We start from the raw sequence: 15,605 nt of genomic DNA on the forward strand, positions 1-15,605 counted from the left end.
GAGCGTGAGGCCGACGGTGTTGGCGCGTTGGCGGCTTTTGTAGAGTTGGTTGTTGAATTCCATGTCAGAACCCCTTGGCCTTCTCGGCGCGCAACATCATGATCTTGGCCGCCGAGAGCACCAGGAAGGTGATCACGAACAGCAGGAAACCCAGCGCGAACAGGGTGGAGAGGTGAAAGTCGGCGGCCTCGCCGAATTCGTTGGCCAGGGTCGATGCAATCGAGGTGCCCGGCGAGAACAGCGAGGTAGGCATGCGGTTGGCGTTGCCGATCACAAAGGTGACCGCCATGGTCTCGCCCAGTGCCCGGCCCAGGCCCAGCATGATGCCGCCGATGACGCCCTTTTGTGTGTAAGGCAGCACCACGCGGCGCACCACTTCCCAGGTCGTGCAGCCCAGCCCGTAGGCCGATTCGCGCAGAATGGGCGGCACGATTTCGAACACGTCGCGCATCACGGCGGCCACGAAGGGCAGCACCATGAAGGCCAGCACGATGCCTGCGGCCAGAATGCCGAAGCCGTTGGTGCTGCCGCCAAACAGGAAGCCCACCAGCGGCATGCCGCCCAGCACGTTCTGCACGGGCACTTGAAAGTAATCGGCAAACAGCGGTGCGAACACGAACAGGCCGAACATGCCGTAGATGATGGACGGCACAGCCGCCAGCAACTCAACCGCCGTGCCCAGCGGGCGGCGCAGCCACACGGGGCAGGTTTCGGTGAGGAAGAGTGCGATACCGAAGGCCAGCGGCACGGCGATCAGCATGGCGATGGAGGCACTGGCAATGGTGCCGACGATCGCAATCGCAGCACCGAATTCTTCATTGATGATGTCCCACTCGACGCGCCAGATGAAGTTGAAACCAAACTTCTGAAACGTGGGCCACGCGTTGATGAACAGCGAAACGATGATGCCCATCAAGGCGACCAGCACCAGCAGCGAAAAACTCTGTGTGATGCGGTGAAACAGGACGTCGTGAAAGCGTTGCCGTTTGGCAATCGACGCCATGTTGGGGTTGTCCAGTTCTACGGACACAGGTTGCGAACTCATCGTGGTTCCCAGGCTCATGTTGACTCCGATCCGGTTGGTACCGGCCCCACAAATCAACATCCGCCGGCCCGACTGAACCGACCGGCGGATGCAATTTGGAAGCAGCCTAACTTACTTGGCGATCTGCGACCACACCTTGGAGCGGATGTCGGCGGTCAGGGAGTCGGGCAGCGGCACGTAGTCCAGCTCGGCGGCCATGCCCTTGCCGCTTTTGAAGGCCCAGTCGAAGAATTTCAGCACTTCGGCGGACTGCGCCTTGTCTGCCGGGTTCTTGTACATCAGGATGAACGAGGCGGTGCTGATGGGCCAGCTCTCGGCGCCCTTGGCGTTGACCATGGACACGCCCATGCCGGGCACGCTGAACCAGTCGGCGCCGGCAGCAGCCGAAGCGAAGGTCTTGTCATCGGGGTTCACGTACTTGCCGTCAGCGTTTTGCAGCTGCAGGAAGTTCATGTTGTTCTTCTTCACGTAGGCGTACTCGACATAACCCACGCCACCCTTGACGCGGTTCACGTTGGCAGCCACGCCTTCGTTGCCCTTGCCACCCACCGACGACGGTGCTGGCCACTTGACGGCAGCGCCCTTGCCCACGGTGTCGGCCCAAGGCTTGCTCACGGCGCTCAGGTAGTCGGTGAAGTTGAAGGTGGTGCCCGAACCGTCAGCGCGGTGGATCACGGTCACGTTCTGGTCCGGCAGGGTCTTGCCGGGGTTCAGGGCGGCCAGCTTGGGGTCGTTCCACTTGGTGATGGTGCCCAGGAACAGCTCGGCCAGCACGGGGCCGGTCACGCGCAGTTCACCCGGCTTGAAGCCGTCGAGGTTGATCACGGGCACGGTGCCGCCGATGATGGCCGGGAACTGGACCATGCCGTCCTTGTCGAGGTCGGCGCCGGACACGGGCGCGTCGGACGCACCGAAAGCCACGGTTTTGGCGCGGATCTGGCGCAAGCCGCCGGAGGAACCGATCGACTGGTAGTTCAGGCCGGTGCCGGTTTCTTTCTTGTAGGCCTCGGCCCACTTGGCGTAGATCGGGAATGGGAAGGTGGCGCCAGCGCCGGTGATGTCGGCAGCGATGGCCGAGCCCATGCCGGCGGTGGCCATGGCAGCAGCAGCGACGGCCTGGAGGAAGATGCGTTTGTTGATCATTGAGAGACTCCTTGCGGTTGGGAAGAGGAACAGGAGCGACTCTAGGCAGGCAATGTGACAACGACGTGACATCTCGCAAATGTCACACAGCCTGGGGTGAACAGGCAGCCCCTTCCCGTGGAGCCCTCATGCGGCCCTCATGCGGCGAAATGGAGTACTGCCCCGGGCATGCGTCACAATCCGGGCTCGCGCCGCCTTACCCGCTTTCCCCTGAGCCGATCCGGCTCGCCGCTCCCCCCTTTCGCATGCAAAACGGTACCCTACTTGCCGCCATCGACCTCGGCTCCAACAGTTTTCGGCTGGAAATCGGCCGTTACCACTCGGGGCACATCGAGCGCATCGAATACCTCAAGGAAACGGTGCGCCAGGGCAATGGGCTGGACGAGGAAAAAAACCTCAGCCAGGCCGCCATGGAGCGCGGCTGGGAGTGCCTGGCGCGCTTTGCCGAGCGGCTGCACGGGTTCAAGCGCCAGCAGGTGCGCGCCGTGGCCACCCAGACCCTGCGCGAGGCCAAAAACCGCGAGGATTTTGTGCGCCAGGCCCAGACGATCCTGGGGTTTCCGATCGACGTGGTGTCAGGCTACGAGGAGGCGCGCCTGATTTACCAGGGTGTTTCTCGCCTGCTGCCGCACTCCGACGAAAAGCGCCTGGTCGTCGACATCGGCGGGCGCTCCACCGAAATGATCCAGGGTCAGGGCTATTCGGCCCGGACCATGGAGTCGTACCGCCTGGGCAGCGTGGCCTGGTCCACGCGCTACTTTCCGCGCGGGCAGTTCTCAGCCGCCGCTTTCAAGACCGCCGAAGTGGCCGCCAAGGCGGTGATCGACGAAGCGCTGGACAAATTCCCGCCGGCCGACTGGACCGTGGCCTACGGCTCGTCGGGCACGGTCGGCGCGGTGGCCGACATGCTGGCCGCCAACGGCTGGGCCTCGGGCGTGGTCACCCGCTCCGGGCTGGACTGGCTCACCGACCGCATGGTCAAAGCCGGCAACGTCGACCAGTTGCGGCTGGAGGGTCTGAAGGACGATCGGCGCCCGGTGATCGGTGGCGGCGTGAGCGTGCTGCGCGCCATTTTTGACTTGTTCGGCATCGAGCAGATGCTGCCGGCCCAGGGCGCGCTGCGCCACGGTGCGCTGTACGACCTGATCGACCGCGACACCGACGGCGGCGACGTGCGTGAACGCACCGTGAGCTGGCTGACCCACCGCTTCTCCGCCGACGAGGCCCAGGGCAAACGGGTGAGCACCGTGAGCATCGCCCTCTTCTCGCAGATCGCCGCGCTGGATGCGCAGAACGAGCGTTATTCGCAGAAGCTCGCCTGGGCCGCGCGCCTGCACGAGATAGGCACCCACATCTCGCACGAACGCTCGCACCACCACGGCGCCTACATCCTGGACAACGTGGATGCACGGGGTTTTTCGTTGCCCGAGCTGCACCGCATGAGCCAGCTGGTGCTGGGACAGCGCGGCAAACTGCGCAAGCTTGAAGACGCCCTGCAAGACGAACTGTTCGCCAAACAGCTCATGGCCTTGCGCCTGGCCGTGCTGCTGTGCCATGCGCGGCAGATGCCTGAGCACGAGTCGGTGAAGCTGAGTTACAAGCCGCGTGCGTTCAAGCTGGCCACCAACCCGGGCTGGGCCAAGCGCTATCCGCAGTCGGCCTGGCTGCTGGGTGAAGAGGTGGTGGCGTGGCAAAAATCGGCCTGGAAGCTGACAGCGGACATCCGTTGAACTGAAGCGGGCGCAGACAGGGCGCTGTCACGCACCTGTCACCCTGCTGTCACAACCGTATAAACGATTTATACGGTTTATACTGCGCTCTTTTTTATCCACCACCGGAGTGCATCCATGGCCAGTCAGAACAACAAAAAGCCCAAGCTCGTGCGCGACAGCTTCACCATCCCCAAGGCCGAATTCGCCGCCATCGAAACGCTGAAGACCCGCGCCATCGCGCTGGGCACCAGCGTCAAGAAAAGCGAGTTGCTGCGCGCTGGCCTCATGGCCTTGCAAGGTCTGAACGACGCCGCTTTCAAGGCTGCGCTGTCTGCCGTGCCCACACTCAAGACCGGCCGCCCCACCGGCACCGAGAAGAAGCCTGAAGCCGCGAAAAAGCCCTCGGCGAAAACGGTGGCCAAGCCTGCGGCCAAGGTCGAAGTGAAAGTGGCTTCCAAGGCGCCGGTCAAGCCTGCAGCCAAAGCGGCAACTCAACCGGCAGCCAAAAAAGTGGCGGCCAAGCCCGCTGCGAAAAAAGCCGCTGCCCCTGCCAAAAAGGCCGCAGCCGTCTGAAGCCTGCCCGGGGCATGACCCCGGGTTTTGTTCAGATCAACTCTGGGGTCTGAACCGTCACCACGACGGTCTGGTTGCCGCTGGCACGCTCGCGGTGGCGCAGCCACCACAGCGCACCCTTCTTCACCGAGCAATCGTCCTCGGCCAGGTTGAGCAGCCGCGCAATCACCCGGCCCAGGGTGGGCTGGTGGCCCACCACCACCACCGGCGACTTGCCGTGCGGCCACTGCACCAGTTCCAGCAGGGCCAGCGGATCGCCTTCGGGCAACAGCTCTTCCCTCAGCTTGAACTTGCGGCCCAGGGCCAGCGCGGTCTGCTCGCACCGCAGGGCCGGGCTGCTCCAGATGCGCGCGGCTTCGGGCAACTGCCGGTCCAGCCAGGTGGCCATGCGGGTGGCCTGCTTTTCGCCGCGCGCGGTGAGGCGCCGCGCCAGATCCTTGGCGTCGCCCGGCACCCCTGCGAGCAGGTCGGGGTGCTCATGGGCCTCGGCGTGCCGCCAGAGAATCAAGTCCATGGTCCTGCCTTCCATCGGGCTGCCTATCCCTTGCTGCCGTAACGCGCCATCAGGCTGGCTTGTGCCGAGTGCATCACGGCGCGCGTACGGCCGCTGCCGGTGATGCTGGCGGGCACATAGCGGCCGTCGGGCTGCAGCAACCAGGCGTCCTTGGTGTCGTGCAGGTAGGCCGAGAGGCACTCGTCGATGACGCGGTGGCGCAGCGCCTGGTCGGTCACCGGCCAGGCCAGCTCAATGCGGCGCAGCATGTTGCGGTTCATCCAGTCGGCGCTTGAGAGCCACAGCTCTTCTGTCTCACCGGTGCGGAAATAGAACACCCGCGAATGCTCCAGCAAACGTCCGATCACCGAGCGCACGCGCACGTTGTCGGTGAAGCCCGGCACCTGCGCCGGCAGGATGCAGGCGCCGCGGATGATGAGGTCGATCTTCACGCCTTGCTGCGAGGCCGCAGCGAGCGCGCGGGCCAGCTGTTCATCGGTCAGCGCGTTCATCTTCACGATCACGCGCGCGTCCTGCCCGGCCTTGGCGGCTGCGCCCGCCGCGTCCAGCTTGTCCAGCATGGCCTTGTGCAGGTGGAATGGTGCGATCAGCGCCTTGTTGAGCTTGGGCAGGCGGTTCTGGCTGGCCAGGTGCAGAAAGATCTGCTCCAGGTCGGCGGTGAGTGCGTCGTCGGCCGAGAGGTAGCTGATGTCGGTGTACAGCCGTGCCGTACCCGGGTTGTAGTTGCCGGTGGACAGGTGCGCGTAGCGCTTGAGTCCGCTGGCCTCGCGCCGGGTCACCAGCAGCATCTTGGCGTGGGTCTTGAGGCCCACCACGCCGTAGACCACCTGCGCACCCACCGACTCCAGCCGCTCGGCGTAGTTGATGTTGGCCTCTTCGTCAAAGCGCGCCTTGAGCTCCACCACGGCGGTCACTTCCTTGCCGCGGCGCACGGCTTCGCGCAGCAGGTTCATCAGCTCGGACTTCGCGCCGGTGCGGTAGATGGTCATCTTGATGGCCAGCACATCGGGGTCTTCCACCGCCTCGCGCAGGAAGGCGAGCACGGCATCGAAACTCTCGTAGGGCTGGTGGATCAGCACGTCGCCCTGCTGCAGCCGCTCAAAGTACGACTGCCCCGGTGTGAGCTGAGCGGGCCAGCCCGAGTTGTAAGACTCGAACCGAAGCGCGGGCGCGTCCACCTTGTCGATCAGCTGGTTCAGGCGCACCAGGTTCACCGGCCCGGGCACGCGGTACAAGGCCTTGGCAGGCAACGCAAATTGCTCGAGCAAAAAGTTGGACAGAAACTCCGAACAGCCCGCCGAGACTTCCAGGCGCAAGGCCTGGCCGTAGTGGCGCTGCTGCAAGCCCTTGCGCAGGGCGGTGCGCAGGTTTTTCACCTCTTCTTCGTCCACCGCCAGATCGGAGTGGCGCGTGACGCGGAACTGCGAAAACTCGGTGACCTGGCGGCCCGGGAACAGGTCGCCCAGGTGCGAGCGGATCAGGCTGGAGATGGAGACAAAGTGCGTCTGCTTGGAGCCTTTGATGGGCGGCATGCGGAAGAAGCGCGGCAGGATGCGCGGCACCTTCACGATGGCGATTTCGTTTTCGCGCCCAAAGGCGTCTTTGCCCGCCAGGCGCACGATGAAGTTGAGCGACTTGTTGGCCACCTGCGGAAACGGGTGCGCGGGGTCCAGCCCCACCGGCATCAGCAGCGGCTGCACCTCGTTGACGAAGAACTCCTTGACCCAGCGCCGTTGGCGCGGATTGCGCTCGCCGTGCGAGATCAGCTTGATGCCCTTTTTCTCCAGCAGGGGCAGCAGCTCGTCGTTGTAGATGGCGTACTGCTGGGCCACCAGTTCGTGGATGTCCTCGGACAGCTTCTCGAAAGTCTGTGCGGTGTACTGGCCACGCTGCTCGTTGGCCTGCGCTGCGGTGAGGTGGGGTGCGACGCGGACCTCGAAGAACTCGTCGAGGTTGCTGGAGACGATGCTGAGGTAGCGCAAGCGCTCCAGCAGCGGAACGTCGGGACGACGCGCCCAGTCCATGACGCGTTCGTTGAACGCCAGGATGCTGTGATCGCGATCAAGAAAGGGAAGCTTGCTGTTGGAGTTGTTGCCGCTCATGTCTGGTGTTGTTGTTGTCGCCGGGCGCGACGGCCCCGGTTCCCGCAAGCGCTGTGTTGTGCGCAGTGTGCCCGGCGGCCAGCGCACTGACCGTGACGATTATTCAACGACCGAATGACGTTTGTGTGACAGTTTTGTGATCGCCCCAGCCTCGTTGATGCGCACGCCGAAGTCTGATCGTGGCCGTTGTCTGCGATGCCGGGGCAACACGACAAGGTGCGACAGAAACACCGCGCTGGACCGGCCCCAGCCCGACAGCAGGGCGCGGTCGCGCGCCTGGTGACGCTGGATCTTGAGCGCGTCGTGCCAGGCCACACGCAAGTCGTCGTGCAGTGCACCGCCCAGGTTCTGGCCCACCAGTTGCAACGGTCCATCCACCGGGTGGGCCGCCACGGGGACGCCACAGGCCATGGCCTCCAGCATGGCCTGCCCCTGTGTTTCGCCACGGCAGGGAAACACGAACACATCGGCCGCCGCATACACCTGCGCGAGTTCGTGGCGCGGCAGCTCACCGAGCCAGTGCACATTGGGGTAGCGCGCGCGCAGACCCGATGCCATCGGGCCTTTGCCACAGACCACCTTGCTGCCCGGCACGTCGAGCGACAAGAACGCCTCGACATTTTTCTCGGCCGAGAGCCGACCAACATACAGGCTCACCGGGTGCGCCAGCGGGCCGAGTGCGGCCAGCGAGCGGGTGCGGTCGCTCAACGCGAACAGGTGCGTGTCCACGCCCGGCGTCCACAAGCGCAGGTGCTGAAAATCGCGGGCTTTCAACCGGCTGAGCAGGCCTTCGTTGGGCACCAGCACGCCGCTGGAAGGCTGGTGGAACCGGCGCAACAACGCATAACCCCAGGACAACGGCAAGCCGAACGCCGTCTTCAGCATCTCGGGCAACCGACCATGGAACGCGGTGGTGAACGGCAGACCACGCCGCAAGCAATGGCGCCGCGCCGCCCACCCCAGCGGACCCTCGGTGGCAATGTGGATGGCATCGGCTTGGGCCGAGTCCATGAGCGAGCGCAACCGGGCGCCGGGGAACAGCGCGAGCTCCAGACCGGGGTGACCCGGGCAGGGGCGCGTGTGGAATTGCCCGGGCTGGATCACCACCACCTCTTGCCCGTTCACCTGCAACTGGCGCACCAGGTCCACCAGCGTGGAGACCAGCCCATGGACTTGGGGTTGCCAGGCGTCGGTGACGAGCAGGATCTTCATGCGGGCATCAGGCCCCCAGGAAGTGCTTGCGGTAGCGCGCAGGCAGATCGCAGAGGCGCATCAGCATGGGCAGGTCGGCGGCGTTGAAATCCGGGTCCCAGGCCGGCGGGCCCATCACCTTGGCGCCCAGGCGCAAATAACCTTTGATGAGCGCAGGCGGTTGCACCTCCAGCGAACTGTCCAGCCGGTCCACCGGCAGCGGCAGGCGCGGGCGCACGTGAAAGTCGATCGGCGCGAGGTGCTGGTCTTTCACCTGGCGCCAGATGCTGGCCGCTGCGTGCCCGCCGCCCACCATGCCGTGCGCGCCCTCGTGCTGCATGGGGATGCTGGCGCAGCCGATCATGGTGTCGAGCTGGTTGCGCACCATGAAGCTGGCCAAGGCGCCCCACAGCGCCATGATCACGCCGCCATGGCGGTGGTCCCGGTGCACGCAGCTGCGGCCCAGCTCCACCATGCGCTCGCGCACAGTGCGCAGGCGGGTGAGATCGAATTCGGTGTCGCTGTAGGTGCTGCCTACCCGCCTGGCCTGGGCCGGGGTGAGCACGCGGTAGGTGCCGATCACCTGCTGGCTGTTTTTGTCTCGCACCAGCAGGTGTTCGCAGAAGTCGTCGAAGAGGTCCACGTCATGGCCGGGAACTGCGTTGGGCAGGCGGGCTCCCATCTCGGTGGCAAACACATCGAAGCGCAGCTTCTGCGCCTCGCGCACCTCGCTCTGGTGCCTGGCCCAAGACACGTCGATGCCGTGTGGCACGGGCAGCGCGGTCAGGTTGACGAGGGTCTGCTCTGGTGATGCGGCTTGAAAAACGGGTTGTGAGTTCATGAACATGCAGTGTGAAAACCGGTCATGACCCTCCCAAGGCAATCGCGTGAAATTTTGGTGACAAGCCCGCCGCCGGGCTGCACGGCAACACTTCAACTATTATTGAAACGATAAAAAAGCATCTCCCATGAACCTCGCCGACACCCTCAACCTGGGCTGTGCCTGCCAGACGCTGTCGCTGCCGCTCCTGCGCGAACAGCTCGAAACCGGTCCGGCGCTGGACGGGCTGGCCGCGCGCATGACGCTCAGCCATCCGCACCTGTTTTCGGCCAGCGCAGTGTTCATGGACAGCGGCATGGCGCTGCGCATCCAGCAGGCGGTGAGCGCCATCGAGCGCGTGGTCGCCCTGCCCGCTTGGCAGCAGCAGGCGCTGGCGCGGGCGCCCGCCATCGCCGCACAGGACCACGGCCCGGCGGGTGTGTTCATGGGTTACGACTTCCACCTCACCGGCCCGGGTCCGCGCCTGATCGAGATCAACAGCAACGCGGGCGGCGCGCTGCTCAACGCCGCCGTGGCGCGCGCGCACAGCGCCTGCTGCAACGCCATGAGCCCGGTGGCCGATCCGCGCGGGGCGCTGCGCCTGCTCGACGAGGTGTTTGTCGACATGTTTCGCAAGGAGTGGGTCGCGCAACGCGGCAACGCAAGCCTGCGCACCGTGCTCATCGTGGACGACGCGCCCGCGCAGCAGTACCTGGCGCCCGAGTTCGACATGTTTCGCGAACTGTTCGCCGCGCACGGCCTGACCGCGCGGGTGGCCGACGCGAGGGAGTTGCAATGGCACGGCGGCTCGTTGCACCACCCCGACCTCCCCCCGGGCACGGCGGTGGACCTGGTCTACAACCGCCTGACCGACTTCTATCTGCAGGATGACACGCACCAGGCTCTGCGCATGGCCCATGAGGCCGGCGCGGTGGTGCTCACACCGCATCCGCGCACCCATGCCCTGTACGCCGACAAACGCAATCTCATCGCGCTGTCTGACAACAACCTGCTCGCGCAGTGGGGCGTGAGCGAAGCAGACCGCGCCCTGCTGAGCGCCGTGGTGCCCACCACACAACGGGTGAGCGCCGACAAGGCCGATGCGCTGTGGGCCCATCGCCGTGGCCTGTTCTTCAAACCGGCGGCGGGCTTTGGCGCGCGCGCGGCCTACCGGGGCGACAAGCTCACCCGCCGCGTGTGGGGTGACATCATGGCCGGCGACTACGTGGCCCAAGCCCTGGTGCCGCCCAGCGAGCGACTGGTGCGTGTGCAGGACGACACCCAGCGCCTCAAGCTGGATCTGCGCGCCTACACCTACCGAGGCGAGGTGCAACTGCTGGCCGCGCGCACCTGGACCGGCCAGACCACCAACTTCCGCACCGAAGGCGGCGGCTTCGCGCCGGTCGTTGTCGTGCCCTGAAGGCCGCTCAGAGCGGTCACACGGACGTCACAAAACCGTTCAACACTTCAACCAATCTTGAAAGGATATATCCGCATGAAAGTTGGCATCAACGGCATGGGCCGCATTGGCCGCCTGGCCCTGCGCGCCGCCCTCGGCGCGGCCGAACGCGACGCCACCGACCCACGCGCAGGCAACCGGCTTGAGGTGGTGCACCTCAACGAGTTGAAGGGTGGTGCCGCCGCCACGGCCCACCTGCTGGCGTTTGACAGCGTGCAAGGCAAGTGGCGCGCCGACATTGCCGCCGAGGGCGAAGACAGCATCCGCATCGGCCAACACAGCCTGTCGTTCTCTTCGCACGCCTCGCCAAGCGACATTCCCTGGGGCGACCTCGGCGTGGACCTGGTGCTGGAGTGCACCGGCAAGTTCCTCACGCCCGAGACCATCCAGGGCCATCTGGACCGTGGCGCCAAGCGCGTGATCGTGGCCGCGCCGGTGAAGACGGGCGGTGTGCTCAACATCGTGGTGGGCGTGAACGAAACGCTGTATGAGCCTGCGCGCGACCGCATCGTGACCGCCGCCTCGTGCACCACCAACTGCCTGGCGCCGGTGGTGAAGGTGGTGCATGAGGCCATCGGCATCCGCCACGGCCAGATCACCACGCTGCACAACCCGACCAACACCAACCTGGTGGTGGACGCGCCGCACAAAGACCTGCGCCGCGCCCGCAGCGCGCTGATGAGCCTGGCGCCCACGACCACCGGCAGCGCCACCGCCATCGCACTGATCTACCCCGAACTCAAGGGCAAGCTCAACGGCCACGCGGTGCGTGTGCCGGCGCTCAACGCCTCACTGACCGACTGCGTGTTCGAACTGCAGTGCGAAACGACGGTAGACGAAGTGAACGCCTTGTTCGGGCAAGCCGCGAAAGGTCCGCTGGCCGGCATCCTGGGTTACGAGACACGCCCCTTGGTCAGCGTGGACTACGCACGCGACACGCGCTCGAGCATCGTGGACGCACCCTCCACCATGGTCACCGACGGCACGCTGCTCAAGGTCTACGCCTGGTACGACAACGAGATGGGCTACGCCTGCCGCATGGTCGACCTGGCTTGTCACATGCACAGCGTCGGGATCTGAATGAACACCGCCGAGCGCCACTACGCCATCGTCACCGCCGCTTACTGGGGCTTCACGCTCACCGACGGCGCGCTGCGCATGCTGGTGCTGCTGCACTTCTACGGCTTGGGCTATTCGCCGTTCACGCTGGCGTTTCTGTTCCTGCTGTACGAAGCGGCCGGGATTGTTGCCAACTTCGTGGGTGGCTGGCTGGCCACGCGCTACGGCATCACACGCATGCTCACCGTGGGCCTGGTCACGCAGATCATCGGCTTCACGGTGCTGTCGTTCCTCGACCCTGGTTGGAGCGCGGCGATGTCGGTGGCCTGGGTGGTGCTGGCGCAGGGCATTTGTGGTGTGGCCAAAGACCTCACCAAAACCGCCAGCAAGTCCGCCATCAAGGTCACAGCCGACCAGGCAAAGAACCAGGGCTCGGGTCAGCTGTTCAAGTGGGTGGCCTGGTTCACGGGCAGCAAGAACGCCATGAAGGGCGTCGGCTTTTTCCTGGGCGGCCTGCTGTTGCAGACCCTGGGTTTCCAGCAGGCGCTGTGGGCCATGTCGGCGCTGCTGGCGCTGGTGCTGGTGGGTGTGGTGACCTCGCTGCCGCAGATGATGGGCAAGAGCAAAGCGTCCAAGTCGGCCAGGGAACTCTTTGCCAAGAACACCGGCGTGAACGTGTTGGCCGCCGCGCGCGTGGTGCTGTTCGGCGCGCGCGACGTGTGGTTTGTGGTGGGCGTGCCGGTGTACCTGTACTCGCAGGGTTGGACCTTCACCATGGTCGGCACCTTTCTGGCCGCCTGGACCATCGGCTACGGCGCGGTGCAGGCCATGGCGCCGGCCTTGGTGAAACGCAGCAGCGACGGCCTGAGCACCGAGGTGCCGGCCGCGCGGCTGTGGTCGGCCTTGCTGGCGCTGGTGCCCATCGGCTTGGCGGTCGCCGTGGCGCTGAACGTGCCGCACCTGCCCTGGGTGGTGGTGGGTGGGCTGGGCGTGTTTGGCTTTGCGTTCGCGGTGAACTCGTCCGTGCACTCGTATCTGGTGCTGGCCTACGCAGGCTCGGAGAAAGCGGCGGAAGACGTGGGCTTTTATTACGCCGCCAACGCGCTGGGCCGCTTCAGCGGCACGCTGCTCTCGGGCTTGCTCTACCAGTGGGGCGGGCTGCTGTATGCGCTGCTGGGCTCGGCGTTCATGCTGGTCGTGTGCTGGCTGGCCACGCTCAAGCTGCCCACCCACGTCGCGCGGCAACACACACCTGTTTGAAGGAGATTCCATGAATGAGGCCCTGGCCGTCAAATCCCTCGGCGCACTGGCGCAAGAGACGCGCCTGCGCATCTTCCGCGCGCTGGTGGCGCAAGGACCCGTTGGTCTCACGCCGGGCCAGCTCAGCGAATCGCTGGGCGTGGCCAGCACGGCGCTGTCGTTCCACCTCAAGGAGCTCAGCCACGCCGGGCTGGTGTCGCAAGAGCGCGATGGCCGCCACCTGATCTACCGCGCCGAGTTCGGTGCCATGAACGACTTGCTGCAGTTCCTCACCGCCCACTGCTGCCAGGGTGAGCCTTGCGAAGTGACGGCGGGCGACACCGCATCCGCCAGTTGCACCACCCGCTGACCGGGACGCCATGACCGAGAATACGGGGCTGTGACGCCCACCCTCTCCAGCCCTTCCCACCCACTGCACTGCCACCCGGCCACACCGGCAGGCCTGGCCCTGGATGTGTCGGTGGTGACGCACTGGACCCCTGAAGGTCTGCGGCTCGTGTACACGGTGAGCGGCGACACGGCCAGCCTGCGCATCCCACCGCCCACCGAACCGGGTCCGGCCGACGGCCTGTGGCAACACACCTGCTTTGAGGCCTTTGTGGCGGTCGAGGGTGATGTGGCTTACCGCGAATTCAACTTCTCGCCCTCGGGCCAGTGGGCGGCCTACCGGTTTGCCGGTGAGCGCCAGCGCGACACCTCGCCCTCACCCGATCTGCCGGCGCCTGTGATGCAACTCGCCGTCACACCGACGCTTCTCACCCTGGACGTGCACCTGCCCCGCGCTGCCCTGCCTTCGCCCGCCCGACACCTTGCGCTGGCGCTGTGTGCTGTCATTGAAGAACACGATGGGCGCCTGAGCTACTGGGCGCTGCAGCACCCACAAGCCCGTCCCGATTTCCACCACCCCGCCGGGCGCTCGCTGCGCCTGACCCTGCCCGCGAACTGAACGCCATGCAATTCGGCCTCGATCGTTTCCTGCAAGACCCCGCCATTCGCGCGCCGCTCGAGGGTCAGCGCGTCGCCCTGCTCGCGCACCCGGCCTCGGTCACGCGCGACCTCACCCACGCGCTCGATGCCCTGGCCGCCCTGCCCGATGTGACCCTGTCGGCCGCCTTCGGCCCGCAGCACGGCTTGCGCGGCGACAAGCAGGACAACATGGTCGAGTCGCACGACTACCTCGACCCGCACCTGGGCATCCCGGTGTTCAGCCTTTACGGCGAGGTGCGCCGCCCGACCGACGCCATGATGGCCAGCTTCGACGTGTTGCTGGTCGATCTGCAAGACCTCGGCTGCCGCATCTACACCTTCATCACCACGCTGCGTTATGTGCTGGAAGCCGCCGCACAGCACGGCAAGGCGGTGTGGGTACTGGACCGGCCCAACCCTGCAGGCCGCCCCATTGAAGGCCTCACGCTGCGCGAAGGCTGGGAGAGTTTTGTGGGCGCCGGCCCCATGCCCATGCGCCACGGCATGACCATGGGCGAACTCGGCCACTGGTTCATTGCCAAGCTGGGCCTCAGCGTCGATTACCGCGTGATCGCCATGACCGGCTGGCAACCCGACGCCGCCCCCGGCTTTGGCTGGCCCACCGAGCGCAGTTGGGTCAACCCCAGCCCGAACGCCGCCAACCTGAGCATGGCGCGCGCCTACGCCGGCACCGTGATGCTGGAAGGCACGACGCTGTCCGAAGGCCGCGGCACCACGCGCGCGCTGGAGCTGTTTGGCGCGCCGGGCATCGACGTGCCGCGCCTGCTGGCCGACATGCGCCGCATCGCGCCGCGCTGGCTGCAGGGTTGCGTGCTGCGCCCGTGTTTCTTCGAACCCACCTTCCACAAACACCAGGGGCAGCTGTGCGCCGGCGTGCAGATCCATGTGGAAGACCCGGGCCACTACGACCACGCGGCCTTCAAGCCCTGGCGACTGCAGGCCCTGGCGTTTCGCGCGCTGCGCCTGCAGGCGCCCGAATACCCGCTATGGCGCGACTTTGCGTACGAGTACGAACACGACCGCCTGGCGATCGACCTCATCAACGGCGGGCCGCTGCTGCGCGAGTGGGTGGACGATGTGTCGGCTGCGCCCGAGGTGCTGGAGGCGGCCGCCGCTGCCGACGAAGCGGCCTGGGCTGTGGAGCGCGCGCCCTTCCTGCTTTACTGAAGCGCCTTCAGCTCAACCACTTCTGCATGAAGTTGGCGGTGCCCATGGCCGGGTCGAGCTGGTAACCCGTGTAGCCGATGCGCTTGTACAGGCGCACGGCGCCGTGGTTGCCCGAAAGCACCTCCAGCGTCATCTTCACCGCGCCGCGCTCCACGGCAATGGCCTCGGCCAGCACGAGCATCTGCTCGGCAATGCCGCGCCCCCGGTGGCTGGCCAGCACGGCCACGTCGTGCACGTTCACCAGCGGCTTGCAGGCGAAGGTGGAGAAGCCTTCGATGCAGTTCACCAGGCCCACGGGCTGCACGCCGTCGAAGGCCAGCACGCTGTAGGCCTGAGGCCGGGCGGCGAGTTCGCGCACGAGGTTTTCTTTGGCAAAGTCCGACAGGCCTTCGCCACCACCCGCCGGGTCGCTGGCGTAGGCGTCGAGCAAGCTGACCAGGGCTGCCGCGTGAACGGGGTTGGCACAGTCTGCGCGAACGACGGCAACCCCACTCACGCTGGTACCTGGGCCCGCACGGCCGCCACCAGTCGCTCGGCGCAGGCCTGCGCCTTCTGCGCCTCACGCGCCTCCAC

The 15,605-nt window shown here is 66.0% G+C and carries 15 protein-coding genes; 8 read left to right on the forward strand and 7 right to left on the reverse strand.

Annotated elements, in window-relative coordinates; all coding sequences use genetic code 11:
• Window positions 1-64: 64 nt before the first annotated feature.
• Both pstC and pstS read right to left on the reverse strand, forming a co-directional pair.
• Entirely contained in the window at window positions 65-1,045 is a 981-nt protein-coding gene (pstC, locus tag ACN4F8_RS12155) for a phosphate ABC transporter permease subunit PstC (protein ID WP_419473843.1), read from the reverse strand.
• Window positions 1,046-1,156: 111 nt separating this feature from the next.
• Window positions 1,157-2,188 (reverse strand): phosphate ABC transporter substrate-binding protein PstS, encoded by a 1,032-nt coding sequence (gene pstS / locus ACN4F8_RS12160; RefSeq protein WP_419473844.1) that lies wholly within the window; start codon window positions 2,186-2,188, stop codon window positions 1,157-1,159.
• A gap of 245 nt (window positions 2,189-2,433) precedes the next feature.
• Between pstS and ppx the strand changes: the two genes are divergently transcribed.
• Together ppx and ACN4F8_RS12170 are read left to right on the forward strand one after the other, a co-directional pair.
• Window positions 2,434-3,918 carry an exopolyphosphatase gene (ppx, locus tag ACN4F8_RS12165; protein WP_419473845.1) on the forward strand — a complete coding sequence of 495 codons (1,485 nt, stop codon included), beginning with the start codon at window positions 2,434-2,436 and terminating at the stop codon, window positions 3,916-3,918.
• A 117-nt stretch (window positions 3,919-4,035) separates the two neighbouring features.
• A complete protein-coding gene (locus ACN4F8_RS12170; RefSeq protein WP_419473846.1) occupies window positions 4,036-4,473 on the forward strand; it encodes a hypothetical protein in 438 nt (145 codons plus the stop codon).
• Window positions 4,474-4,504: 31 nt separating this feature from the next.
• Here the strand turns inward: ACN4F8_RS12170 and ACN4F8_RS12175 are convergent, their stop codons facing one another.
• From ACN4F8_RS12175 to ACN4F8_RS12190, 4 genes are all read right to left on the reverse strand, one after another.
• Window positions 4,505-4,987: a SixA phosphatase family protein gene (locus tag ACN4F8_RS12175; protein WP_419473847.1), complete on the reverse strand. Its 483-nt coding sequence runs from the start codon at window positions 4,985-4,987 to the stop codon at window positions 4,505-4,507.
• 23 nt (window positions 4,988-5,010) lie between these two features.
• Window positions 5,011-7,089, reverse strand: a complete 2,079-nt coding sequence (ppk1, locus tag ACN4F8_RS12180; RefSeq protein WP_419473848.1) for a polyphosphate kinase 1 — start codon at window positions 7,087-7,089, stop codon at window positions 5,011-5,013.
• Between the two features lie 99 nt (window positions 7,090-7,188).
• The gene (locus ACN4F8_RS12185) at window positions 7,189-8,301 is read right to left on the reverse strand and encodes a glycosyltransferase family 4 protein (RefSeq protein WP_419473849.1); all 1,113 of its coding nucleotides are present in this window, start codon (window positions 8,299-8,301) and stop codon (window positions 7,189-7,191) included.
• Between the two features lie 7 nt (window positions 8,302-8,308).
• Entirely contained in the window at window positions 8,309-9,121 is an 813-nt protein-coding gene (locus ACN4F8_RS12190) for a GNAT family N-acetyltransferase (RefSeq protein WP_419473850.1), read from the reverse strand.
• Between the two features lie 127 nt (window positions 9,122-9,248).
• Here ACN4F8_RS12190 and ACN4F8_RS12195 point away from each other — a divergent pair, with 127 nt between their 5' ends.
• From ACN4F8_RS12195 to ACN4F8_RS12220, 6 genes are all read left to right on the forward strand, one after another.
• The gene (locus tag ACN4F8_RS12195; protein ID WP_419473851.1) at window positions 9,249-10,520 is read left to right on the forward strand and encodes a hypothetical protein; all 1,272 of its coding nucleotides are present in this window, start codon (window positions 9,249-9,251) and stop codon (window positions 10,518-10,520) included.
• Between the two features lie 75 nt (window positions 10,521-10,595).
• The gene (locus ACN4F8_RS12200; protein WP_419473852.1) at window positions 10,596-11,639 is read left to right on the forward strand and encodes an ArsJ-associated glyceraldehyde-3-phosphate dehydrogenase; all 1,044 of its coding nucleotides are present in this window, start codon (window positions 10,596-10,598) and stop codon (window positions 11,637-11,639) included.
• Window positions 11,640-12,878 carry an organoarsenical effux MFS transporter ArsJ gene (gene arsJ, locus ACN4F8_RS12205; RefSeq protein ID WP_419473853.1) on the forward strand — a complete coding sequence of 413 codons (1,239 nt, stop codon included), beginning with the start codon at window positions 11,640-11,642 and terminating at the stop codon, window positions 12,876-12,878.
• A 10-nt stretch (window positions 12,879-12,888) separates the two neighbouring features.
• Complete coding sequence (locus ACN4F8_RS12210) at window positions 12,889-13,227, forward strand: ArsR/SmtB family transcription factor (protein WP_419473854.1); 339 nt, start codon at window positions 12,889-12,891, stop codon at window positions 13,225-13,227.
• Window positions 13,228-13,257: 30 nt separating this feature from the next.
• Window positions 13,258-13,824 carry a DOMON-like domain-containing protein gene (locus ACN4F8_RS12215; protein WP_419473855.1) on the forward strand — a complete coding sequence of 189 codons (567 nt, stop codon included), beginning with the start codon at window positions 13,258-13,260 and terminating at the stop codon, window positions 13,822-13,824.
• A 5-nt stretch (window positions 13,825-13,829) separates the two neighbouring features.
• Window positions 13,830-15,032: an exo-beta-N-acetylmuramidase NamZ domain-containing protein gene (locus tag ACN4F8_RS12220; protein ID WP_419473856.1), complete on the forward strand. Its 1,203-nt coding sequence runs from the start codon at window positions 13,830-13,832 to the stop codon at window positions 15,030-15,032.
• Between the two features lie 7 nt (window positions 15,033-15,039).
• On the opposite strand, the gene ACN4F8_RS12225 is transcribed toward ACN4F8_RS12220, so the two are convergent.
• Window positions 15,040-15,528 (reverse strand): GNAT family N-acetyltransferase, encoded by a 489-nt coding sequence (locus ACN4F8_RS12225; protein WP_419473857.1) that lies wholly within the window; start codon window positions 15,526-15,528, stop codon window positions 15,040-15,042.
• Window positions 15,529-15,605 lie beyond the last annotated feature (77 nt).

Source organism: Hydrogenophaga sp. (assembly GCF_048549895.1).
GTDB lineage: Bacteria > Pseudomonadota > Gammaproteobacteria > Burkholderiales > Burkholderiaceae_C > Hydrogenophaga.

Coding starts and splice junctions, on each gene's coding strand:
- ppx (WP_419473845.1), top strand. CDS start 2,434: ATGCAAAACGGTACCCTACTTGCCGCCATCGACCTCGGCTCCAACAGT.
- ACN4F8_RS12170 (WP_419473846.1), top strand. CDS start 4,036: ATGGCCAGTCAGAACAACAAAAAGCCCAAGCTCGTGCGCGACAGCTTC.
- arsJ (WP_419473853.1), top strand. CDS start 11,640: ATGAACACCGCCGAGCGCCACTACGCCATCGTCACCGCCGCTTACTGG.
- pstC (WP_419473843.1), bottom strand. CDS start 1,045: ATGAGTTCGCAACCTGTGTCCGTAGAACTGGACAACCCCAACATGGCG.
- ACN4F8_RS12190 (WP_419473850.1), bottom strand. CDS start 9,121: ATGAACTCACAACCCGTTTTTCAAGCCGCATCACCAGAGCAGACCCTC.
- ppk1 (WP_419473848.1), bottom strand. CDS start 7,089: ATGAGCGGCAACAACTCCAACAGCAAGCTTCCCTTTCTTGATCGCGAT.
- pstS (WP_419473844.1), bottom strand. CDS start 2,188: ATGATCAACAAACGCATCTTCCTCCAGGCCGTCGCTGCTGCTGCCATG.
- ACN4F8_RS12175 (WP_419473847.1), bottom strand. CDS start 4,987: ATGGACTTGATTCTCTGGCGGCACGCCGAGGCCCATGAGCACCCCGAC.
- ACN4F8_RS12210 (WP_419473854.1), top strand. CDS start 12,889: ATGAATGAGGCCCTGGCCGTCAAATCCCTCGGCGCACTGGCGCAAGAG.
- ACN4F8_RS12195 (WP_419473851.1), top strand. CDS start 9,249: ATGAACCTCGCCGACACCCTCAACCTGGGCTGTGCCTGCCAGACGCTG.
- ACN4F8_RS12220 (WP_419473856.1), top strand. CDS start 13,830: ATGCAATTCGGCCTCGATCGTTTCCTGCAAGACCCCGCCATTCGCGCG.
- ACN4F8_RS12200 (WP_419473852.1), top strand. CDS start 10,596: ATGAAAGTTGGCATCAACGGCATGGGCCGCATTGGCCGCCTGGCCCTG.
- ACN4F8_RS12185 (WP_419473849.1), bottom strand. CDS start 8,301: ATGAAGATCCTGCTCGTCACCGACGCCTGGCAACCCCAAGTCCATGGG.